This window comes from Sphingorhabdus profundilacus (assembly GCF_009769755.1).
Lineage (GTDB): Bacteria > Pseudomonadota > Alphaproteobacteria > Sphingomonadales > Sphingomonadaceae > Sphingorhabdus_B > Sphingorhabdus_B profundilacus.
In genome coordinates this window covers 474,405-495,488 of record NZ_SDWJ01000002.1, presented here as the reverse complement: position 1 = coordinate 495,488, position 21,084 = coordinate 474,405, and the positions used below count along the sequence as shown (strand labels likewise).

The 21,084-nt window shown below is 51.5% G+C and carries 20 protein-coding genes; 9 read left to right on the top strand and 11 right to left on the bottom strand.

Features of this window, described 5'->3' with window-relative positions:
• The first annotated feature begins 16 nt into the window (after positions 1–16).
• Positions 17–568 carry a toxin-activating lysine-acyltransferase gene (locus EUU23_RS10185; protein ID WP_160354025.1) on the top strand — a complete coding sequence of 184 codons (552 nt, stop codon included), beginning with the start codon at positions 17–19 and terminating at the stop codon, positions 566–568.
• A gap of 101 nt (positions 569–669) precedes the next feature.
• On the opposite strand, the gene EUU23_RS10180 is transcribed toward EUU23_RS10185, so the two are convergent.
• Positions 670–1,635 (bottom strand): LysR family transcriptional regulator, encoded by a 966-nt coding sequence (locus EUU23_RS10180; RefSeq protein ID WP_246156483.1) that lies wholly within the window; start codon positions 1,633–1,635, stop codon positions 670–672.
• A gap of 283 nt (positions 1,636–1,918) precedes the next feature.
• Here EUU23_RS10180 and EUU23_RS10175 point away from each other — a divergent pair, with 283 nt between their 5' ends.
• The 6 genes from EUU23_RS10175 to serS all read left to right on the top strand — a co-directional run bounded on the left by EUU23_RS10175 (position 1,919) and on the right by serS (position 10,418).
• A complete protein-coding gene (locus EUU23_RS10175) occupies positions 1,919–2,539 on the top strand; it encodes an RNA polymerase sigma factor (RefSeq protein WP_160354023.1) in 621 nt (206 codons plus the stop codon).
• A 70-nt stretch (positions 2,540–2,609) separates the two neighbouring features.
• Positions 2,610–3,185 (top strand): cupin domain-containing protein, encoded by a 576-nt coding sequence (locus EUU23_RS10170; protein ID WP_160354022.1) that lies wholly within the window; start codon positions 2,610–2,612, stop codon positions 3,183–3,185.
• Positions 3,186–3,248: 63 nt separating this feature from the next.
• On the top strand, positions 3,249–5,411 hold the full coding sequence (locus EUU23_RS10165; protein ID WP_160354021.1) for a type I secretion system permease/ATPase: 2,163 nt from the start codon (positions 3,249–3,251) through the stop codon (positions 5,409–5,411).
• Positions 5,408–6,862, top strand: coding sequence for an HlyD family type I secretion periplasmic adaptor subunit (locus EUU23_RS10160; protein WP_160354020.1), 1,455 nt, complete (start codon positions 5,408–5,410; stop codon positions 6,860–6,862). The genes EUU23_RS10165 and EUU23_RS10160 overlap by 4 nt, the downstream gene beginning before the upstream one ends.
• 821 nt (positions 6,863–7,683) lie before the next feature.
• Positions 7,684–8,847, top strand: coding sequence for an acyltransferase family protein (locus tag EUU23_RS10155; RefSeq protein ID WP_160354019.1), 1,164 nt, complete (start codon positions 7,684–7,686; stop codon positions 8,845–8,847).
• Positions 8,848–9,155: 308 nt separating this feature from the next.
• Positions 9,156–10,418, top strand: coding sequence for a serine--tRNA ligase (gene serS / locus EUU23_RS10150; protein ID WP_160354018.1), 1,263 nt, complete (start codon positions 9,156–9,158; stop codon positions 10,416–10,418).
• 1,106 nt (positions 10,419–11,524) lie between these two features.
• Here serS and EUU23_RS10145 read toward each other — a convergent pair.
• Positions 11,525–12,148 carry a cytochrome b family protein gene (locus tag EUU23_RS10145; RefSeq protein ID WP_160354017.1) on the bottom strand — a complete coding sequence of 208 codons (624 nt, stop codon included), beginning with the start codon at positions 12,146–12,148 and terminating at the stop codon, positions 11,525–11,527.
• Between the two features lie 28 nt (positions 12,149–12,176).
• On the opposite strand from EUU23_RS10145, the gene EUU23_RS10140 reads away from it, so the two are divergent.
• Together EUU23_RS10140 and EUU23_RS10135 are read left to right on the top strand one after the other, a co-directional pair.
• On the top strand, positions 12,177–12,755 hold the full coding sequence (locus EUU23_RS10140) for a TetR/AcrR family transcriptional regulator (protein ID WP_160354016.1): 579 nt from the start codon (positions 12,177–12,179) through the stop codon (positions 12,753–12,755).
• A 218-nt stretch (positions 12,756–12,973) separates the two neighbouring features.
• The gene (locus EUU23_RS10135) at positions 12,974–13,348 is read left to right on the top strand and encodes a helix-turn-helix transcriptional regulator (RefSeq protein WP_425505110.1); all 375 of its coding nucleotides are present in this window, start codon (positions 12,974–12,976) and stop codon (positions 13,346–13,348) included.
• Here EUU23_RS10135 and EUU23_RS10130 read toward each other — a convergent pair.
• The 9 genes from EUU23_RS10130 to EUU23_RS10090 form a co-directional block, all read right to left on the bottom strand.
• Positions 13,320–14,576: a tyrosine-type recombinase/integrase gene (locus EUU23_RS10130; RefSeq protein ID WP_160354014.1), complete on the bottom strand. Its 1,257-nt coding sequence runs from the start codon at positions 14,574–14,576 to the stop codon at positions 13,320–13,322. The genes EUU23_RS10135 and EUU23_RS10130 overlap by 29 nt on opposite strands.
• Before the next feature lie 292 nt (positions 14,577–14,868).
• Positions 14,869–16,428, bottom strand: coding sequence for a glutamine-hydrolyzing GMP synthase (gene guaA / locus EUU23_RS10125; RefSeq protein WP_160354696.1), 1,560 nt, complete (start codon positions 16,426–16,428; stop codon positions 14,869–14,871).
• 79 nt (positions 16,429–16,507) lie between these two features.
• The gene (locus EUU23_RS10120; protein WP_246156421.1) at positions 16,508–16,936 is read right to left on the bottom strand and encodes a hypothetical protein; all 429 of its coding nucleotides are present in this window, start codon (positions 16,934–16,936) and stop codon (positions 16,508–16,510) included.
• A gap of 105 nt (positions 16,937–17,041) precedes the next feature.
• Entirely contained in the window at positions 17,042–17,581 is a 540-nt protein-coding gene (locus tag EUU23_RS10115) for a GbsR/MarR family transcriptional regulator (protein WP_160354013.1), read from the bottom strand.
• Between the two features lie 73 nt (positions 17,582–17,654).
• Positions 17,655–18,428 carry an exodeoxyribonuclease III gene (xth, locus tag EUU23_RS10110; protein ID WP_160354012.1) on the bottom strand — a complete coding sequence of 258 codons (774 nt, stop codon included), beginning with the start codon at positions 18,426–18,428 and terminating at the stop codon, positions 17,655–17,657.
• A 101-nt stretch (positions 18,429–18,529) separates the two neighbouring features.
• Positions 18,530–18,874 (bottom strand): HesB/IscA family protein, encoded by a 345-nt coding sequence (locus tag EUU23_RS10105; RefSeq protein WP_160354011.1) that lies wholly within the window; start codon positions 18,872–18,874, stop codon positions 18,530–18,532.
• 100 nt (positions 18,875–18,974) lie between these two features.
• Positions 18,975–19,694, bottom strand: a complete 720-nt coding sequence (locus EUU23_RS10100; RefSeq protein ID WP_160354010.1) for a M23 family metallopeptidase — start codon at positions 19,692–19,694, stop codon at positions 18,975–18,977.
• Between the two features lie 122 nt (positions 19,695–19,816).
• Complete coding sequence (locus EUU23_RS10095) at positions 19,817–20,617, bottom strand: ferritin-like domain-containing protein (RefSeq protein ID WP_343032712.1); 801 nt, start codon at positions 20,615–20,617, stop codon at positions 19,817–19,819.
• Positions 20,614–21,075 carry a peroxiredoxin gene (locus EUU23_RS10090; RefSeq protein WP_160354009.1) on the bottom strand — a complete coding sequence of 154 codons (462 nt, stop codon included), beginning with the start codon at positions 21,073–21,075 and terminating at the stop codon, positions 20,614–20,616. Before EUU23_RS10090 ends, EUU23_RS10095 begins: the two co-directional genes overlap by 4 nt.
• Between the last annotated feature and the right edge of the window lie 9 nt (positions 21,076–21,084).

The following is a 21,084-nucleotide window of genomic DNA, read 5'->3' as shown; positions in this document are numbered from 1 at the left end:
CAACATAGGAGTTTATATGGTACAGAAATCAAAACGTCGCCCAACACAGGCTTCCTCGAAGCGCCAAGCGCAAGACGAAGTCACTCCCACAGTCAGCCATCTCTTTGGTGAAATGACCTGGCTGTTATCGCAATCCCAATTGCACCGGTCCTTGACCATAGGCGACCTGGAATGGCTGGTCATGCCCGCCCTTCTTCACGAACAGTTTTATTTGTTCAGGGATGCCGATCGTCCAGTTGCTCTTGCAACCTGGGCCAAATGTGACGAGCCAACGGTGTCAAAGCTCGAGCGGGGCGTAATCGATCCCGAAAATCGGCTGAACTTAGAAGAATGGAAATCGGGCGATTCAATCTGGCTGGTTGATCTAGTCACACCTTTTGCCAATGATGAAAACAAGCATCGGGAACTGGTTTTCGCGGACTTGATTTCTGGCCCACTTTCGGGTGTCCAATTTCATTTTCACCAATTGGATGTGACGACGGGCAATCGAACATCGGTAACGGTAGCCGCCGATGCGGGCGAAAAGCTAAGAGAGACAATCGAAGCAGAAATCAAGAAAGCTGAGTAAGTTTATCCTCGCTTTGTGCGAGCGGCGTAACGTGCCTTCTTTCCGAAACCAAGTCACATCCTACTTCTGGCCTGTAACAGCCAGAGTAGAGAGGTGACCATTCACATCATAAAGAATTTTTTGCGTACAGAATCCAAATCCGGTTTCATAGACATGAAATCATTAGGATTAACGAACGAATCTGAAAACCAGGGAAATATGCTAGAATCAAAGCATTTCTCCGCCCAATCTATAGCCTCTCGAACCACCCTCGAATTTCTACTCGTCTTGCTGAATGAGAGCCATACATCAAACTTGAATTTGATAGGCAAATCTAAATACACAAGCTTTTTTGAAATAATCTTGGCATAAGATGGAAGAACGGCAATGCCAGCTCCATTTATAACTGACCTGAAAAATGAATGCGAAGTGTTATATTTATTCTTTACAATTTTCTGCAATAAATCCTCGCCAATGTACAACTTTGAAGCTTCATAATTCAATCCGGGCGCTTCAAATAGCACTATTTTATGATTTTCGGCGTCATCTAAAGAATTTGGAATGCCATACTGATCAATGTATTCTTGACTGGCGAATAAAATTTGGTGAACGGTAGCAATTTTTTTTACAATTGCGTCGGGATTTTTAGGCATCTGATAACCGATGCAAATGTCAAAATCACGAGAGTGTATAACATTTTGATTATATTCGTTATGCAACATGATCACATGATCAGGTAACTTGTTATTCAGCTCTGCGATCTGAGGCGATAGCCAGAAAGTGGCCAGGCTTTCACAACAGCAAATGCGTAATTCACCCGGCCGTACAAGCAAATCATTGCTCACGCCGCTGCGCAATTGCGAGCTGGAAGACTGCATTTCCATTGTAATATTTAGGACGGTCTGACCGTCTTCAGACAAATTGATTCCGTCATGCGAACGGCTCAAGAGGGTCGTTCCCAGATTGGTTTCCAGTCGCTCGACACGGCTGCGGACCGTGTTGACAGAAACCGACAACATGATCGCGGCCTGCCTGAGGCTTTTGCATGACGCAACAGTCCTGAATGTGTTCAAGTCATCCCAGCGCATCAGGTCGAGCCTGTCGAGCATGGCATCACGTTCAGAAATTGGAACGCTCCTGTTCAGATTTTTGAATCTCTGCATCGCGCTGGAGTGAAGCTATCAAATCCATCCTCGCGCATTAACGTACTCTACTGGAGCTATCAATGCTGGATAAAAAAAACGGTGGGCCGCAAGAGTTAAAAACATGCTTCATATACGGGAGGCGGTCAGGAGCCGAGCTTTTCTCAAGCCATTTGAGCCCCCATGCAGGGGGCAACACTGAAAGGCCGTTTGGTACGTTCGGTGTGACATGTCGATGAAGGCTCCCAACGGCAGGATTGATGAATCTTCGATTGCGACGCATTACAAGGTGCATGCTGTTCGCAATGATCTAATTCTCACCGGACTCCTGAAAGAAATCGCAAGCGGTGACAGGCGGGCGTATAAAAAATTATACGACCTAATTGGGGGGCAATTGCTGCGGATTGTTTCAAATATATTGCGGAACGATGTCGAGGCGGAAGATGCGCTCCAAGAAGCGTTGTTGCGGATTTGGCGATATGCTGGCCGCTATGAGCCTGTACGCGGTACTCCAATGGCATGGATGGGAACAATTGCACGAAACGCAGCATTTGACTTCGGGAAAACGCCAATCACACATTTTGACGAGACAGCGCTTGACAATCTTGAGTTTTCTACACCGCCCCAGGACCCGCCAGACCAGAAGCTTGCGCAATGCCTGAAGCGTTTGCCCGCCGAACAAGGCAATGCTATTATATTAATGTACACTTATGGTCTGAGCCATGCTGAGCTTGCGTTATATTTGGGCGTCCCGCTTGGCACCGTCAAAAGCTGGGTCACGCGGGGAACCAACCAATTGCGAGGTCAAATTCTCGATGTAGGCATTTTAAGGACCGTCGATGAACAGTAAGAAAATTCGATCGAGACGCATCCAAAACCAAATTCCCGAAGTAACGATTACATGTGTATAGGGCGATGTAATGAATATTAACGAAATGGCTACCCAATATGTCATGGGAATATTGTCGCCTAGGGAGCGTCACGCCGTATCGCTTGAGCGCCTGTACAACCTGGAACTAGATCGCGAAATAATACGACTGGAACAGCTATTGGGAGAAGGCCTGGTTGCGACTAAGCCTGCCTGTAATGCAGGAACGTTGTGGGATCGCATAGACACGGCTTTGACGCGCGAATTGACCGCGCTTGGCGATAAATGTGTCGAAGACTTTTCGGAAGGCGCATGGGAAGCGCATGGCACTGGCATTGATGTAAAGCCTTTATGGTCGGATAAGGCCATTCTTATTCGATGTGTTCCTGGTGGCTATGAGGAAGAGCATGGTCAGCCGCATGATGAAGACGAGCATATCATCGTTATCGCAGGTGACCTGAATATAGGCGGGCGTACTTTTTCAACCGGTGACTATATCTGTGTTCCTGCAGCGTCAATCCATCAACGCATGCATTCAGATGGGGGTTGCATATTATTCACACTCTACAAAAATACGTCAGATGAGCCGGTGCCAGTCGAGTACAAAGTATTCGACGCGCTTTTATGATTCTCGATCTGTTACCTGAATTCCCCAGCATATTCGTCATAAACTCTTCCGGAACATTGAATAATGTTGCCCCAGACACCTAGCTCTGCTGCGGAACCGTTGCCGTCCCGCTCGCTGGCCTGCTTCGTTCTGCTTGCAAAATTTCTGGGTACGCCAGCGGATCCTCAGCAGATTGAGCATGATCGAGGTAAAGGTGATGCGCCCTATAGTTTTGAAGATCTTAGCCGGATTGCCAAGCGCCTTGATCTGATTGCCAGAATCAAAAATACTCCGATAGACGATTTTCGAAAGGCACCTTTGCCTGCCTTGGCGGAAATCTCAGGAAGCGAAGCAGTTATCCTGCTTAAGATAGAGGATGAGAATCTCAATCCACGTTATCTGATACAGCGTGGAGACGCAGAACATCCTGATATATGGTCGGGCGAGGAAGCTGCGCAAAATTTCACCGGTCGTCTTCTGCTTATGACCAGTCGCGCCGCCATCGCAGGTACTAAACGGCCGTTCGATATAAGTTGGTTCATTCCGGCACTGGTCAAATACCGGAACCCACTGCGTGATGTGTTAATCGGTTCCTTTTTTCTACAATTGATGGGGTTGGTATCGCCAATCTTTTTCCAGTTGGTCATCGACAAGGTGCTTGTCCACCAATCGATGACCACTCTTGACGTTCTTGCCTTTGGACTGCTGGTCATACTGATTTTTGAAACGATCATGTCGGGTCTTAGAAACTGGTTGTTTGCTCATACCACCAACAGGGTAGACAGTGAGCTTTCATCGAAGATGTTTCGTCACCTACTTAATCTGCCTATTAGTTATTTCGAAGCACGCCGCGTGGGGGATAGCATAGCACGCGTGCGGGAATTGGAGAGTATCCGGGAGTTTTTAACCTCAAATGCGGTAACTGTGGTGATCGACCTATTTTTCACAATTGTCTTTTTTGCCGTTATGTTCCTTTATTCGCCACTCCTAACTCTAGTCGTGTTGTTGTCCATCCCGTTTTATATTGGTATCTCGCTATTTATTTCTCCATCGCTTCACGCAATGTTGGAAGAAAAATTCCGACGCGGTGCAGAAAACCAATCTTTTCTTGTTGAGAGTGTGACCGGTATCGGCACTTTGAAGGCAATGGCAGTAGAGCCGCAGATGAGAGAGAGATGGGAGAAGTTGTTTTCGAGTTATACAAATATCGGGTTCGATGTTGCCAAACTGGCCAATTGGGGCAGCCACCTAATTCAGATGGTATCAAAATTAACGACCGTCGCGATCCTGTATTTTGGAGCTAAGCTGGTAATCGGGGGTGATCTGTCGGTTGGCTCATTGGTAGCATTTAACATGTTGTCCGGGCGGGTTTCTTCACCAATTCTGAGGCTCTCGCAATTATGGCAGGACTTTCAACAGGTTCGCATCTCAGTAGAGCGCCTGGGCGATGTTCTCAATACGCCCACCGAGCCGGAGTATAATCCGAACCGAGCCAGCCTCCCGCCCATTACCGGTTCGATAAGGCTTGATAAAGTCCGGTTTCGATATCGGCCTGATGCGCCGCAAGCTTTGCGTGGTGTAAGCCTTGATATCAACGCTGGCGAAATGTTGGGGGTCGTCGGGCCTTCAGGCTCGGGCAAATCAACGCTTACAAAGCTTATCCAGCGCCTTTATGTCCCAGAGCAAGGGCGCGTCCTTGTGGATGGAGTTGACTTGGCACTTGTTGATCCGCCTTGGTTGCGCCGCCAAATCGGTGTAGTGTTGCAGGAAAACATATTGTTCAATCGGTCGGTGCGCGAAAATATTGCGCTCGGTGACCCGACTAGGCCGATGGAAGCAGTGATAGCCGCAGCGCAACTGGCTGGAGCGCATGAATTTATATTAGGCCTTACGCACGGCTATGACACGGTCATTGACGAGCGCGGAGGTAATTTATCGGGCGGGCAGCGTCAGCGAATGGCGATCGCCCGCGCATTGATCAATGATCCTCGCATTCTTATTCTGGACGAAGCAACCTCGGCGCTCGATGCCGAAAGCGAAGAGATCATTCAGAATAATCTGGCGAGCATCGCGCAAGGTCGCACTGTCATAATTATTGCGCACCGCCTTTCGGCAGTGAGGCAATGTAATCGGATTATTACAGTGGAAAGCGGAGAAGTTACCGAAATAGGTACGCATGACGAGCTTCTCGTCGCCAACGGCCGTTATGCGATGTTGTATAACAAACAAATGGGTATCGTCCAATGATTGGTCGGCAATTTCAAACACTCGCCAGACACTGGGTTGTTCTAAAAGAGAGTTGGAAGCAGCAAAACGAGGCGCAGGCCAAGATCAGACCGCGAAGCGACCATGAATTTTTGCCGGCTGCGCTGGAAATCATGGAAAAACCACCCAGCCCTGGATTGCGATGGCTCCTGCTCTCCGTTTGCGTGCTCTTCAGTATTGCCCTTGTCTGGTCTTTTGTTGGTACTATTGACGTAGTTGCTACTGCGAGTGGAAGAATAATCCCATCCGGCAACGTCAAGGTTATTCAACCGATCGAAATCGGTTATGTCCGCAAAATTCATGTCGCCAATGGACAGCACGTAGAGGCGGGTCAATTATTAGTGGAACTTGACCCTACATTGACTGGAGCTGATGCAGCTCAAGCCAGTCAAGGCTTGCGCTCCGCCGAAGTTATTGCGGCGCGTAATACGGCTCTTTTAAGCCACGTTCAAGGACGAGGTGGAATTTTCAATGCGCCTTCCGGAACGCCGTCGCAAATCGCAAGCACCCAGAACAACTATGTCCGAATGACCATTGCTGAATATGAAGGAGAGCGCGCAAGTCTTGTTCAGCAGCGCGCTGAAAGGGCTGCTGAGTTGACCGGGGCGCAAGCAGAAGTAGCCAAGCTGAGGCAAACTCTCCCTCTGGTTGATCAACAATTGATTGTACGGCAGGAGCTCGCAGAAAAAGGCTATTTCTCCAAAATTCGGTTGCTTGAATATGAGCAATTGAAGATCGAACATCTGCAGAATATTGCAGTTCAGGAGGCCAATGCGTCTAAAGCGCGCGCAGCGATGGCGAACATCGATGCTCAGTTGGTAAGGTTGGAAGGTAGCTTTGGAAGGGCAGCGGTCACCGAGCTTGCCGAAGCCCAAGAAAAATTGGGTCTTTCCAAAGAGGAGGTCACAAAGTCCGATCGGCGCAAGGAGTTTCAGTTATTGCGTGCTCCAGTGTCCGGTACGGTGCAGCAACTGGCAGTTTCTACAGTTGGCGGTGTCGTACAGCCTGCGCAGGCCATTATGATTATCGTCCCTGATGATGCAGTGGTGGTAGTAGAGGCAAACATCCTGAACAAGGACATCGGGTTTGTGCGCGAGGGTCAGCCCGTGCGCATCAAGTTGGAGGCATTTAACTTCACCGACTATGGGATCATTCCCGGCATCGTGGAAAGCATCAGCCGCGATGCAATCGACTTGAGCCAGCAAGGGCAGGCAACCGCAAGAGATAGTAATGGCCGCCCTCAACCTCCGGGATTGGTTTATGCAACCCGCATTCGCCTCAATAAGCGGTCTATCCGAGTCCGCGGTCGCGACCGCATTATAGGCCCCGGTTTAGCTGCACAGGCTGAAATCAAGACAGGCGAAAGAAGGATTATCGATTACCTTCTTAGTCCAATTGCGCAGACTCTCGATGAAGCCGGCCGCGAACGGTAATATCAACTATGAAGTCAATTTATTGTCGTTTTACAGAGGCGGTCGATTTAATCCATCACAAGTCTCTGTTAGTAGCGTCTGCACGACCTGAAATTCATACAAGGCTTCACAAATGAACAGACCGTGGATTTTCGAAAGATGCTCGATACTGACTTTTCGTTCATTTACACTCGGATGAAAATGCATCTTAACAGAATCTAGTTTGCAGTTGGCATATTTCGTCGCATCTTAAAGTAACATCAGCCCGTCGCTTTTTAATGATGTCCTTACTTGTCAATGGCAGCGTGACAAATGCACTGGAAATTCCGATTGCGGCTACAATCCGATCGGACTTACAGCCACCATCCATTATTCTTCCAAACAGCTATGGGACACGAGATAGTTCCATATGTCGACCGGCGCCTACGGCCAAGTCTGTAACGGGCACAGTGTGATTAATATGTTCCGCGGATGTCTCAACTAATGAACCCCCTCAGTTTACCTGGTTTGATGGACCGAAGACTATGTGGATCGTTTGCACGATCACCGTTAGCAAAGCGATCGGTCATCAGAAAGTATATCGTGACCTTACGCCACTCGGCAGCGGTTTTTTGATGGCAGTTTCTTCTGCTTTTGAAACATTTATCACTAAAACAGATCGCGACATGACAGCTACTGTTAGAGATAGTTTTGCCATTCATCGCACCAGCTGCTCCTTATGATCTCGGGGGCAAGCTGGTATGAGTATTAGAACGAGGCGAAAACGCGATTAATGAATACGTATACAGCTCTAATCAAAGCAAATTCATTATGTTAGCAACAATTCCATTGGGAGTGTTGCTATGATTTTACTCAATAAAATTGACCACCAGGCAGAAAGTGAGCGCGATGGTCGATATTATCGGCCTGAGCTTGATGCTCTGCGGTTTTTTGCGTTTCTACTAACTTTTTTTTGGCATCGGATGGCGCATACCGGTGCAGATCCCACGAACGATATGTGGGCTTGGCGCCTCGGAACAATGGGGGCGTTCGGGCTCCCTATCTTTTTCCTCTTGAGTGCCTTCCTTATCACGGAACTCCTTTTGCGTGAACGCGATATCAGGGGGACGGTCGACGTTAGAGCTTTCTATGTGCGACGTATCCTGCGTATCTGGCCGCTTTATTTCGCAACATTGCTTTTTCTTGTCATACTTGATGTCTTCGTGCCGGGTGTTGGAACGCAAGATGTTTTGGCTTGGATCGCTTTCAGCCTGTTCGCCGGGAACTGGTATGTAACGATAAATGGGTGGATTGCCGCGCCCATTGACCCTCTCTGGAGTATTTCTGTTGAAGAACAATTCTATCTGATCGCGCCAGTCGTAATAGCGATGGGTGGACGTCGAATGCTGATGGTAATGGCCGCCATAATGCTGGTTGGGTCTTATCTAACCATCGGAATATACGCTTGGGACCGGCCTCCCGGTGACCAGGGAGAATGGACCAATAGCTTTTTCCAATTCCAATTCTTTGCCGCGGGCGTAATTCTGGCTGCTCTCTTGCGAGGACGGTTGCCAAAATTTTCTATGGTTGTCCGAATCTGCTTTGTATTTTCGGGTTTTGCAAGTTGGTTGCTTGCGGTTTCAGTTTTTGAAGTTCGTAGTTGGGACCCGCAGCCCAGTTTCTCCGGCGCCTTCATTGGTTGGTTTCTCGTACTGTGCGGCACCGTGATGCTCTTCATCAGCAGTCTTGGAATCCCCGGCACCATTATACCCGAATGGATGCGCCACCTCGGGCGCATATCTTTTGGGTTATATCTTGTGCATTCGCTTCTATTTGTTTTGATCTTCGATAAAGCGATGCCTTTCCTGGAACTCAGTTCAAAGCATGGCGTGGTGAATGCTACTGCAACGGGATTGGTGCTGGTTTTATGCGTTCTTTTCGCTCACTTATCATTTAAATATTTCGAACGACCCATAATCGCATACAAGTCCAAGTTCACATACGTGCGAGCACGCGAAGATCTTTGAATAATTATGATTGGATCTAAATTTCGATCTTTGGCTGACCATTCTGGGTGTTTCGCATCTAAATTATGGTATCAATTTTGATACAGTGAGCCATCGTGAGTCGGCAGCAGTACATCGTGAATAGAGAACGAACACGAACGACCAAAGATATCATCGACATTGGTGAACACCGTTGTCGAGACAGAAATTGTTTATCGTTGGCTTTACTCGATTGATATTCACTCATTTACGCAGAATGGACATATTATCGTTTTTTGATCATGGGTTCAGGGGGTGTGTAGCAACAATTTTACACAAGAAGGCAAAATATGCTGGATAGAAAATTTATAATTCAAAATTTAGAAATGGTCAGAGATAACTGCGCCAAGCGCAGGGCTTTAGTAGACGTTGATAGCTTTGTTCGAACTGAAAAAGCCAGATTGAACCTCGAGCGCAGGTTGCAGCAAATTCAGCAAGAGATGAATAGGTTGGCTAAACAGCGAAGCGTTGAGGCGGAAGTAGACCACGAGCGTGCGAAAGAATTAAAACGAGAAGCGCGCCTTATTAAAGCTGACCTGGTGGAGGTTGCTGAAAAATCGGACATTCTTTTAAAGCAAATTCCCAACTTAACACATCCAGACTCGCCAATCGGTGAGGAAGCCAATAGCCAAGAAATATATAGGTCAAAATATCCAAAGCCGAACTTTGATTATGCAATTTTAGACCATAAGGATCTCGGCGAGGAATTAGGGATGCTCGACATGGATTCCGGTACAAAGGTAGCCAAGCCTGGCTTTTACTTTATCAAAGGTGATCTTGCTCTTTTAGAAATTGCGCTGATGCGCTTTGCTTTGGATAGAGTAATGGAAGCCGGTTACGAGCTTCTTATAACACCCGATGTGGCAAACGATAAAACTATGGAAGGCACAGGATATTTTCCAAGAGGGGACGAGTCGAACACTTTTACTCTCGGCCACGACGGACTGAACCTTATCGCGACGTCGGAAATCGTTCTGTGCGGGATGTATGCCGACACTACTATCAATGAAGAAGATCTCCCGGTTAGGGTTGCCGGATTGAGCCACTGCTTTCGTACAGAACGAGCCGCCGGTAGAGCAACAAGAGGGCTGTACCGAGTTCATCAGTTCCAGAAAGTCGAGATGGTAGCAATATGCAAACCAGAAGATGGCGAGAGGCTTCATAACGAACTTCTTGCGATCGAGAAAAAGATATTTGAGGATCTAGAGCTTCCTTTCCGAATCATAGATATTGCTTCCGGTGACCTTGGGGCGCCCGCTTACCGAAAATACGACCTTGAAGCATGGATGCCTAAACGAGGGGATGGCGGAGAGTTTGGCGAAGTAACTAGTACGAGTAATTGCACTGATTATCAGGCCCGTCGCCTAAATATTAAATACAAAATGAAGGATACAAACAAAAATGCTTTCGTTTATACACTCAATGGCACTGGCCTAGCTATTGGACGTGCTATGATTGCGCTGTTAGAAAATAACCAGCAGCTTGATAGATCAGTTCGAATCCCCAAAAAGCTTCAACCGTATTTTGGTAAAGAAACTATTCGTGCACGTTAGCTATCCTCCCCAAAAAAGCACTGGGCCGTGGCTAAATGTTTGCGTCTAAGTGTCACGTTACGCGAAATAGGCGCGCCGACATTGGTGTTAATCCGCAGCGATTAATTTTGAAATTTATCGCAAATTTTTACGGCGTAAGTTTTAGGCGGGCTTCTGTGAAGCCTTGCCTTGGATCTGTGTCGCAATAATGCACTGAGGACAATTTGTTAGTGCCGTCGGGAGTATTTTCTGGCGCACGGAGGGGCCAAGCCAAACAAAAAGAATCTGCTGCGGATCTAATTTGGATAAGGCTTGCGCGTAAGAAGCCGGAGCGAGAGCAGGTGGGCGCTGGTTTCAGGCGCGCCGATGAACGGTTACATACAAGGACTAATCAACGCTGTACGAAAAGGTAACGCATGGAAAGGCAGGGCACTGCCCAGAACGCCCGCATGGCAAGTTCCGCGACAAGCGCCTGACCGACGGGCCTTTTTCCCCTCACTGGCGCTTGCCCGAACCGAACTGTTGAATGGCAGTTGCAGCGTTCTGAAGCCTATTGCTTGGGTGCAGGTGTCTCTACGACTACTATTGCATCGAGCAGTGTCCCTTCCGCATCTCTCGAAACGCTATGCCTCAGAAGCGCATTTGCATGCTTGCCGTTTGAATACTCGTATTCAATAAGCGAGACACATTCGAAAGTGCGTGGGATTACCTTCCGGCAAATTGCTTGCGGCAAGCCAGCAAGCCGGCTCGGCGTTTCAGTCAGCCTATCCTGTAATTGGAGCCGACGCGAAAAACTAGGCCACCACTGATCTACCAATTTTAGAAGTTCTGCTTCGTCGGGCGAGTTATCTATCTCCGCTTCGGCATGCAAAGCAGGACTACCAGATGCGAGAAATAATAGCGCGCCTGCAAATAAAGTTCTCAAGGTCATAATTCTTCCTCCACGGTCGGTTAGGGCAGGTTTCAAATGCATTTAAAGTGACTTGCCGCCGACAGGACGCAATAGATCGAAGCGATCAACGCGCTACCACATCGATTGTTATCCGACACCAACGAGCAAATTGTCGGGTTTGTAATGGTCGCTGGATATCTTTCACATTGTAAAAACACAGCCTGTTTTAATCGGTTTATTGGGTCAATAATGTTACATGCCGCGATCGATGTTGTCGAAAGCGTTTTGTCGTTACTACCAATCTCAGATAAATAACCACCACTACCACCAGCAAGGCGGGAATGGCGCTAAACGGTTTCGGCTCCAACGAATTGAAGTAGGATAAACTGAAAATCGCGAATAAAATCCAGCCACCCAATGCATGTAAGAGTTTCCAGCGGCGCGGCCCTAACGTTTTTATAGACCAGTCGTTGGAAGTTGCTGCCATAGCCGCCGCAAAAAGATAACCTATGCCGCCGCCAATGATCTTGGTAATTTCACTGCTGTGATCAAATACATAGATAGCTGTGAAAAAGGTCGCGAAGTGAACGCCAAACGCTGTGGCAAAACCTAAGCCAATCGCGCGCCTGCGTTTTAGCAACTGTAATCGCCAGCCTCCCGGCCAAATTGAAGCAATTGAGGACGCTGACCAAGCAGCGATGAACCAATAAAAGGATACGCGCGCAGTGTAGCGCGATGCCAGAACTGCGCCGTTTTCGGACCATCCACCAAGCCAAAATCCGAAACACGCTGCTGCCAGCGCAAGAGTCAATGCAGTGAGAATTGCAGCGCGCAATTTAATTGAATAGTGCCTTGCCATACTCTCGGTATGTATCCATACTGAAAGTATGGAGTCAACCAGTAATTCAATAAAAATCGTTTACGCCGCTCAAAAGTTGTTCGCAGAACGCGGCTATTCGGGCGCCTCGGTCGACGATGTCGCATCGGAAGCTGGTTGTACTAAAGGAGCGGTCTATCATTCTTTCAAGGACAAACGTGAACTGTTCCGTGCCGCTTGCGTTGCAACTCTAGACAAAATTATTGAGCATGTTGAAGACACGACGACGGAAACGGACGAACATACTGTCGATGAAATTGTCACCGGTGGTGATAGATTGTTTGATGCGTACGAAGATCCGCGTGTTCGCCGTTTGCTCTTGATCGACGGTCCTTCAGTTCTTGGAATAAACGAGTGGAATATGATCCAAGAGCGACTCAGGGTTGAGTTAGGCGAACATGCGCTTCATCATGTCGCCGACGAAGGCCTTATCGATCGATCGCTCGTACCAATGATGGCACACTTACTTTTTGGAGCATTCTCTCAAGGGGTCCTGCAGATCATGGCAGCCCACAATCCACAAGACGCAAGTCGTCTAGCGCGAGCTGCATATCGAAAGCTAGCCAAGGGACTTTTAGTAAACGAGTGAATTGTAAAATAAGGTTAGAGGTCGATTCCAATTGCTTGACATAAAATATGTTGACGATCCTTATCTCGGATAATCACCGAAGCAGAAACTGCCGCCAGAGAAGGAAAACTGTAGCGTAGCTAATATACTGATATAAATCGGTGATTCTACACTAGAGGTATCCCTAGATAGGCCTCCAGCGAAAATACCACACGTTATGCACTCCATCGCTGCAGATCATGCCCAATGTTACGCTAACGCCCGTTCCAGCAAAAAACGTGTTTAAAACCGTTAGAGTCATGCGCACTCTGCGAGTCATTACTGGAGAAATGCCGGACACGTTCATGACACAGCCTTCCTTTACGCGGACAATTAGACGGCGACAGCTCAAAGAAATGGTGCCGCTCGCAGACAGCACGATCTTCGGCATGGAACAGCGTGGTGAATTTCCATGTCGCTTTGCTTTGTCACCCCGGTGCGTCGTTTGGGATCTTGCCGAAGTCGAAGAATGGCTGGCGTCGCGACGGACTTGTCCGATCGAGCGCGGACAGCAGGTCGATGTGCGTCATCGTCGTTCTCGCCCCGTCAGAGGCTCGGATCCATTGCCAACATAGGGGCCGAAGGTGGCAGAATGACCGGCGCATATTTCTGTCCAGCGATCCAGGCATCCACTGTATTGGACCATTCTTGCATCATGTGGCGGCGCTGCAGCTCGTATTCGGCCTTGTTATAGACGCCGCGTGATGACCGGCCATCTTCATGCGCCAAGCATTTTTCAATCCAGTCACTGTTGAATCCAAGTTCGTTGAGGAGCGTCGACCCGGTGCGACGGAGATCGTGAACAGTGAACGGTTCGAGAGGAAGACCGTCCTTGCGCGCTTGCTCGACAACTGAATAGGTAACTCGGTTGAAAGTCGCGCGCGACATCGGCGCGTCGGCATCGTAGCGCGAAGGAAGTAGGTATCTCGAATTTCCAGCGCAGGTCTTGAGCGCAATGAGGATGTCGAGCATCTGCTGTGACAGATAGACATTGTGCGCCTTTGAACGCTTCATGCGTTCCTTGGGGATCGACCATACCGCGTTCTCGAAATCGACCTCATCCCAGACCGCATCCTGCAATTCGCTTTTGCGCACCATCGAAAGCAGAAAAAATTTCATGCCGAGACGGATGGTCGGCAGCGTCGCAACCTTCTCGATGCACCGAAACAACACTCTGATCTCGCTCGGTGACAAAGAGCGGTCCTTGGGGACAAAAGTTGCGATTGATGATGGGCCAACCTCGTCAGCCGGGTTGGTGACCTTTTCGCCGTACAAGATTGCGAACCCAAAAATCTGTTTCACGATGTCCCGGACATGGATCGCGGTCGCAGGCGCGCCGCGATCGACGATCGCAAGACAATGCGCGCGCAGATCGCCCGGTGTGATCTCGGTCAGCAGCCGGTTACGCCAATACGGCACCAATTCGCGCTCGAAGATCGAGCGGCGCATGGCGCGCGTACTGTCTGCCATCGGCCCCGCCGTCAGCCACTTCTCGCCAAACTCGCCGAAGCTCTTTGCTTCCTTGATCCGGCGCTTGTCGCGCTGCTTCTCGATCGCAGGCGACAGGCCTTCCTGGATCATGCGCTTGGCATCGATGCACTTTTCACGAGCGCGGGCCAGCGAGAGTCCGGAAGCGCAGTATTTGCCGAAGGTCACTGTCTCGCGCCTACCGTGTATCCGGTAGTCGTAGCGGAATGAGATTGTACCGTTTGTCCCAACCCTAACATACATCCCGTCGCGGTCGGTCACCTTGTAGACTTTGTCTTTTGGTTTCAGATTCTTAAGGGCCGCGTCGGTAAGCATATCCTTATACTCCTTTAATTTTGACCGTCATCCCAGAACGCACCTCTCCAGTTCGAAAAAACACATAAGTTTCCGAATGTTAGCGTAAAAAATTTACCGTCAGGTGCTATTGTACCCCTGACGGTAACGAGCGATTTTGGAAGTAGCAAGAGCAGGCGATACCGTCAGCAAGTCCGCGAACTTTGTACGCCATCAAGCGATTGTTGCTGAATGTCACTGAATAAAAGATATTATAGATCAGAGTGTTACGTCGTAGTTTTTCGCACTCTCGGATATCTCAGAGGGGTGAAAATCATTCCCATTCGATCGTGCCCGGGGGCTTTGATGTATAGTCATAGACGACGCGGTTGATGCCCTTGACCTCGTTAATGATGCGCGTGGACACCCGGCTCAAAAAGGCGCTGTCGAACGGGTAGATGTCGGCGGTCATGCCGTCGGTGCTGGTGACGGCGCGCAAGGCGCAGACATTGTCATAGGTCCGCCCGTCGCCCATCACGCCGACGGTGCGGACGGGCAGCAATACGGCAAAGGCCTGCCAGATGGCATCGTACAGACCGGCGTTACGGATTTCCTCCAGATAGACCGCGTCGGCCTTACGCAGGATATCGCACCGTTCCTTGGTCACTTCGCCCGGGATACGGATCGCAAGGCCGGGTCCGGGGAACGGGTGGCGGCCGACAAACTGGTCGTTGAGTCCCAATTCGCGGCCCAATGCGCGGACTTCATCCTTGAACAATTCGCGCAATGGTTCGACCAGCTGCATGTTCATGCGCGCGGGCAGGCCGCCCACATTGTGGTGGCTCTTGATCGTGACCGATGGCCCGCCGGTGAACGACACGCTTTCGATCACATCGGGGTAGAGCGTGCCTTGGGCGAGGAAATCCGCGCCGCCGATTTTCTTCGCTTCTTCTTCAAAGACATTGATGAATTCTGCGCCGATGAACTTACGCTTCTTTTCAGGGTCAGTGACGCCCGACAGGCCCGCCATGAAGCGCGCCTCGGCATCGACCACGACCAGCGGGATATTATAATGGTCGCGGAACAGCGTTTCGACCTGCTCGCGTTCGTTCATCCGCAGCAAGCCATGGTCGACAAAGACACAGGTCAATTGCGCGCCGATCGCTTCGTGGATCAGGATCGCGGCGACCGAGGAATCGACGCCGCCTGAAAGGCCGCAAATGACGCGGCCGGAGCCAATTTGGGCGCGGATCTCGGCAATTTTGGTGGCGCGGAATTCGGCCATGGTCCAGTCGCCGGCAAGGCCGCAGACCTTATGCACGAAGTTGGAAATCAGTTTTGCGCCATCGGGGGTGTGCACCACCTCGGGGTGGAACTGGATGCCGTAATAGCGCCGCGCCTCGTCCGCGATAAAGGCATAGGGTGCGCCATCGCTGGTGGCGACGACTTCGAAGCCGGGGGCAAGGCTTGTGACCTTGTCGCCATGGCTCATCCACACCTGATGCTTTTCGCCCTCGCCCCAGACGCCGTCGAACAGGGTGCAGGGCTTTTCAACCTCGATAAAGGCACGGCCAAATTCGCCGCCTTCGCCGCCCGTCACATGGCCGCCCAGCTGCATCATCATGGTCTGCTGGCCATAGCAAATGCCCAAAATGGGAAGGCCGCTGTCAAAGACGCATTGGGGTGCGCGGGGGGAGCCGGCCTCGGTGGTGGAGGCAGGGCCGCCCGACAGGATGATGCCCTTGGGCTGCATGCGTTCAAAAGCCGCCTGCGCTGCGTTGAAGGGGGCGATTTCGCTATAGACCCCGGCCTCGCGCACGCGGCGGGCTATGAGCTGGGTTACTTGCGACCCGAAATCGATGATGAGGATGGAATCTGATGGCTGAATCGACATGACCAGCCGATAGGCATAACCGCCGCCGCTGTCCATATCGGCGCAGCGGCGGCGGCAAACTATTTGTTCGTTTCGCCCCTTAGTCGAGCAGGCTATCGCTCCGTGTTCTGGCGACAATGCGCTCGGGTTCAGGGGCTGGATCGGGGGCAGGGGCTTGCTGATGCACCCAATCGGCGACTTTCTTCCCATGCCGCGTGACCGCGCCCATGTTGAAGAAATGCATACCGCCCAGGACGAGCACTGCCAATCCGACATACCAGCCCAGAAAGCGCATCAGTTCGGGCGCATCCTTGACCGTCCCCGCTCCGCTCAAGGCAAGAGCGATAAAGCCCAGATTGACGAGGTAGAAGCCGACCACCAGCAAATGGTTCACAGAGGTCGCCAGTTCCGCATCATGCCCGAAGCATCGGATCAGATAGATTTTCCCGTTGGTGCTAAGCGTCCATGCGACCCAGATCGTCATGCCGATCGCAAGGATGAGGTAGAGGCTATAAGCTAACAAGGTCATGACTGTGTCCTTTCACGTTTGAAAATTACTTTCTTTAATTTCTGTAAAAATCGAAATGATCAGATATGCGAATGTTCAGGTGGCATGCGATTTCTCCTGTTTTGATTAGTCCTTTGATCCGGGGACGAAGCGGGCGACCTTTGCACCCAGCTTCATGAGCGAAACCAACGTCGATTTCTTAAGGCCGCGTACCTGTTCATACCATCCGGTCAGGGTCGCGATAAATTCGTGCATCCGCCCGATCCGCTCACGCACATGGGCGGGAAGATCCTTGTTCGCGGCCATGCGGTCCTTCAGTTCGCCGAGTTTTGCGATGGTCGGATCAATCTCCCGCCTTTTGCGTTCGGCGGTGATCGCCATGAACAGGTCCCAAAGCTCGGTTTCCGCGGTAAAATAGTCGCGCCGATCGCCGGGAATATGGGTCCGGCGGACAATGCCATAACCCTGCAGTTCCTTGAGCGCGGTAGACACGTTGGAGCGGGCCAGATCGAGCGCCTCACAAATCGCCTCGGCATCCAGTGGCTGGTCGCTGAGATAGAGCAGCGCGTGCACCTGCGCGACGGAGCGGTTGGCGCCCCAATGGGTGCCCATTTCACCCCAATGCAGGATGAACTCAAGTGCTTCGGGATACTTCTCAACGCCCATGGCGACTCGTCCTTATCGTTATTTCTGTATTTACAGAAATAACGATAATTGTCAACGATGGCGTTTTCTGAAGCTAATCCGCCAGTTCGATCCATGTTGGCGCATGGTCGCTCGCCTTTTCGCGGCCACGATGGTCTTTATCGACGCCGCAGGCAACCAGCCGATCGGCCAGCAACGGGCTGAGCAACAGATGGTCGATGCGGAAGCCATGGTCGCGCTGCCATGCGCCGGCCTGAAAATCCCAATAGGTCCACACCCCGCCTTGCGGATAATGTGTGGCCAGCGCGTCGGTCCATCCCTCGGCCAGCAAGGTCCGGTAGGCCGCAATGCTCTCGGGCTGGCGCAGGGCATCGTCGAGCATGGCTGAAGCCGACCAGATATCCTTCGGCGTCGGAATGACATTATAGTCGCCCGCCAGCACCGCCGGTATCTCTGCTGCCATCAGTTCGGCTGCGCGCGCCCGCAGGCGCTGCATCCATTTCAGCTTATAGTCGAACTTCGGTCCGGGTTGCGGATTGCCGTTGGGCAAATAGATGCTGGCGACGCGCACCCCAAAAACATCAGCCTCCAGATAGCGGGCATGCTCGTCTTCGGGATCGCCGGGCAAGGTCCGCTGCGCCTCGACAGGCTGTGCATTGCGGGCGAGAATGGCAACGCCGTTAAAGGATTTCTGCCCGTGCCAGATCGCGCCATAGCCCGCGCGTTCAAATTCGCCGACCGGAAAGCCGTCGTCCTGGGACTTCACCTCTTGCAGGCAGGCAATGTCGGGTTTGGTTTCGTCCAGCCACTCCAGCAAACGCGGCAGCCGGGCTTTGACACCATTGATGTTGTAAGTCGCGATACGCATAGCCCGTTTTAGCGCAGTTGGTCCGAAGCGCCAGAGCACATCTGATTAGATGCGAAATTTAGCGAACAGAAAAACGGCCCCGCAAAGCGACGGCGATGCGGCTAAACCGAAAAACTGGAACCACATCCGCATCCGGCCTGGGCTTGCGGATTGGTGACCTGAAAGGATTTGCCGCCGAGCGATTCGACAAAATCGATTGCCGATCCACGCACCAGATCGAGGCTGATGGGGTCCACCACCAGCGACGCGCCGGTTCCGTCGGCCCTGATGTCGTCGGCCTCGACGCTTTCGGCCAGGCCAAAGCGATATTGGAAGCCCGAACAGCCCCCGCCCTCTACAGACAAGCGCAAGATTGGCGGTTTGCCCAGCTTGACGGCGATTTCCGCAACCCGGCGGGCGGCGTTATCGGTCATGGATATGGCGGGAGTTTCAGACATACACCCCATGTAGGCTGTGCAGCAGATAAAGAAAAGGGGCGGCAGAGTTTCCTTTGCCAGCCCCCTAGATTACACCCTCTCCCAAAGGTGATGCGTTTAGCCGGTAAGCTTACTCGTTTTCAGCTGGCCCGCCTATGGCATTGTTATCAGCAGTTTTACTGGCAAGCAAGATATTTGATTCAGCGGTCAAAGGCGACAGAAAGGCGGTGGGATTGATGGCTTCGCCTGCGATACGCACTTCATAGTGCAGATGGCTGCCGGTGGAGCGACCTGTGGAACCCATATAACCGAGAATATCGCCTTTGCGGACAGACTGTCCGGGAGCAACGTTCATAGCGGACAAATGCCCATAACGTGTTTGCACCGCGTTTCCGTGGTTGATTTCAACATATTTGCCATAACCGCCCAGCCATTGCGCGCGGCCAACAACACCATCTGCTGTTGCGTAAATAGGTGTGCCAACCGGGCCAGGAATATCAATTCCCTTATGATTGCGGCTGGCGCCACGCGTCGGTGCGTTGCGATATCCAAAACCGCTCGAAAATTTCATAACTTCTACAGGGTTGATCGACGGAACAGCGACTTCAACTTTTGTTGAAGCGCCGACAATGCGGCCCCAGCTATTGTTGAGGGCGCGGAATTCAGGATCGGAAGTTCCCAATGCGCTCTGATTGGCTTTCAAATCTTCTGCTTTGATCCGGAAGCTGTCCGAAGCCGCTGCGGAATTTGCATGGGCGGGCGACATTGTGAAAGCGGCGACCATGAAGGCAAGCGCAGATACAAGTTTGAAAGTCAGTGATTGGCCATTAGCCAAAGCGCTGCGTATCATAGCGTTAACGTACCTTTTGTTGCGACCCACGCCGACGCGCAGCCCCGAAGTTTTACAAAGGCAGTTATTCTGCCCACCCCTTATGTGAAGAGGTGGTGACGGAGAGTTTGAAGCATTGCAACCTATGCGTAATAATCGCGGGACAAACCGGCGCTCAAACGCGCTGAGTCGTTGAACGGGGGCTTAACGGACCCACGAAAGTGACGGTTTACCAGCACTTTCCAGTAATCTTTTGGTAAGATTCTGTGCTCGGAACAACCCGTCTCAAACCATTTTGTTCCGGCAAAAACGTGGGAAATCTCGTCATTATAGATGCGATTGAGGATTTTTGCGGAGACCGAATCACCCGCCGATTCCAAACGCGCGATGGTCGCAGGCGTCACATCGAGGCCGCGCGCTTCCAATACCATCGGCACAACGGCCAACCGTGCGAGGGCATCATGGCGTGTCTCATAGGCCGATTCCCAAAGGCCATCATGCGCCGGATGCGCGCCATAGAAACTGCCCAATTGCCGCAACCGCCGGTCGAGCAAGACAAAGTGCATGGCCTCATCCGCACCGACCTTCATCCAGTCGTCGGCAAAGGCCGCGGGAAATTGGCCGCCAAATCGGCCAACCAGATCGAAGGCCAGATCAATAGCCACAAATTCGATATGGGCCAGGGCGTGCAACAGGGCGATGCGGTTGGCCTCGGTCCCGCCCTTGCGCCTTTTGGGCATCCGGCCGGGTGCCAAAAGCTGCGGACGTTCGGGACGCGCAGGGGCATCGGGCATCGGCACATCGAAACTGTGCGCCAATCGCCCCAATCGCCAGTGCCGCGCCGCCGCCCGCGCCGCCATCACCTTGGCATAAGGATCCGCGGTCAGGAGGACGGATTGGCAGGCTTGGCCGAGTGTAGCCGGATGGGCGAACGGTGCGTTCACCCAAGCGCCTTTGCCGCGGCGAAAACTTCGGCGGCGTGATCCTTCACCTTCACCTTGCGCCAGACCTGCTTCACCTTGCCGTCCTTGCCCACCAGAAAGGTCGACCGGTCAATGCCCATATAGCTTTTGCCATACATCGACTTTTCGACCCAAGCGCCCATCTTTTCGGTGGCGTCGCTGGCTTCGTCCGACAGCAGCGCGACATTCAGGTCATATTTGGCGGCAAATTTGGCGAGCTTTGCGGGCTTGTCTTTCGACATGCCATAAACCGGGCAGCCAAGTGCAGCGAATTCAGCGGCCAGCGCGGTAAAGTCTTTCGCTTCGTTGGTGCATCCCGGCGTATCGGCCTTGGGATAGAAATAGAGCACCAACGGCCCCTTGAGCGCCGCAAGGTTGACGGCAGTTCCGGCGCTGTCGAGCACCGTTACATCGGGAAGCGTATCGTTCACATCGGTCATTATCGGCAT

Excerpts from the sequence above, each read along its gene's own strand:
- EUU23_RS10185 (WP_160354025.1), top strand. The coding sequence starts at position 17 with ATGGTACAGAAATCAAAACGTCGCCCAACACAGGCTTCCTCGAAGCGC.
- EUU23_RS10180 (WP_246156483.1), bottom strand. The coding sequence starts at position 1,635 with ATGCGCTGGGATGACTTGAACACATTCAGGACTGTTGCGTCATGCAAA.
- EUU23_RS10175 (WP_160354023.1), top strand. The coding sequence starts at position 1,919 with ATGTCGATGAAGGCTCCCAACGGCAGGATTGATGAATCTTCGATTGCG.
- EUU23_RS10170 (WP_160354022.1), top strand. The coding sequence starts at position 2,610 with ATGAATATTAACGAAATGGCTACCCAATATGTCATGGGAATATTGTCG.
- EUU23_RS10165 (WP_160354021.1), top strand. The coding sequence starts at position 3,249 with ATGTTGCCCCAGACACCTAGCTCTGCTGCGGAACCGTTGCCGTCCCGC.
- EUU23_RS10160 (WP_160354020.1), top strand. The coding sequence starts at position 5,408 with ATGATTGGTCGGCAATTTCAAACACTCGCCAGACACTGGGTTGTTCTA.
- EUU23_RS10155 (WP_160354019.1), top strand. The coding sequence starts at position 7,684 with ATGATTTTACTCAATAAAATTGACCACCAGGCAGAAAGTGAGCGCGAT.
- serS (WP_160354018.1), top strand. The coding sequence starts at position 9,156 with ATGCTGGATAGAAAATTTATAATTCAAAATTTAGAAATGGTCAGAGAT.
- EUU23_RS10145 (WP_160354017.1), bottom strand. The coding sequence starts at position 12,148 with ATGGCAAGGCACTATTCAATTAAATTGCGCGCTGCAATTCTCACTGCA.
- EUU23_RS10140 (WP_160354016.1), top strand. The coding sequence starts at position 12,177 with ATGGAGTCAACCAGTAATTCAATAAAAATCGTTTACGCCGCTCAAAAG.
- EUU23_RS10135 (WP_425505110.1), top strand. The coding sequence starts at position 12,974 with ATGCCCAATGTTACGCTAACGCCCGTTCCAGCAAAAAACGTGTTTAAA.
- EUU23_RS10130 (WP_160354014.1), bottom strand. The coding sequence starts at position 14,576 with ATGCTTACCGACGCGGCCCTTAAGAATCTGAAACCAAAAGACAAAGTC.
- guaA (WP_160354696.1), bottom strand. The coding sequence starts at position 16,428 with ATGTCGATTCAGCCATCAGATTCCATCCTCATCATCGATTTCGGGTCG.
- EUU23_RS10120 (WP_246156421.1), bottom strand. The coding sequence starts at position 16,936 with ATGACCTTGTTAGCTTATAGCCTCTACCTCATCCTTGCGATCGGCATG.
- EUU23_RS10115 (WP_160354013.1), bottom strand. The coding sequence starts at position 17,581 with ATGGGCGTTGAGAAGTATCCCGAAGCACTTGAGTTCATCCTGCATTGG.
- xth (WP_160354012.1), bottom strand. The coding sequence starts at position 18,428 with ATGCGTATCGCGACTTACAACATCAATGGTGTCAAAGCCCGGCTGCCG.
- EUU23_RS10105 (WP_160354011.1), bottom strand. The coding sequence starts at position 18,874 with ATGGGGTGTATGTCTGAAACTCCCGCCATATCCATGACCGATAACGCC.
- EUU23_RS10100 (WP_160354010.1), bottom strand. The coding sequence starts at position 19,694 with ATGATACGCAGCGCTTTGGCTAATGGCCAATCACTGACTTTCAAACTT.
- EUU23_RS10090 (WP_160354009.1), bottom strand. The coding sequence starts at position 21,075 with ATGACCGATGTGAACGATACGCTTCCCGATGTAACGGTGCTCGACAGC.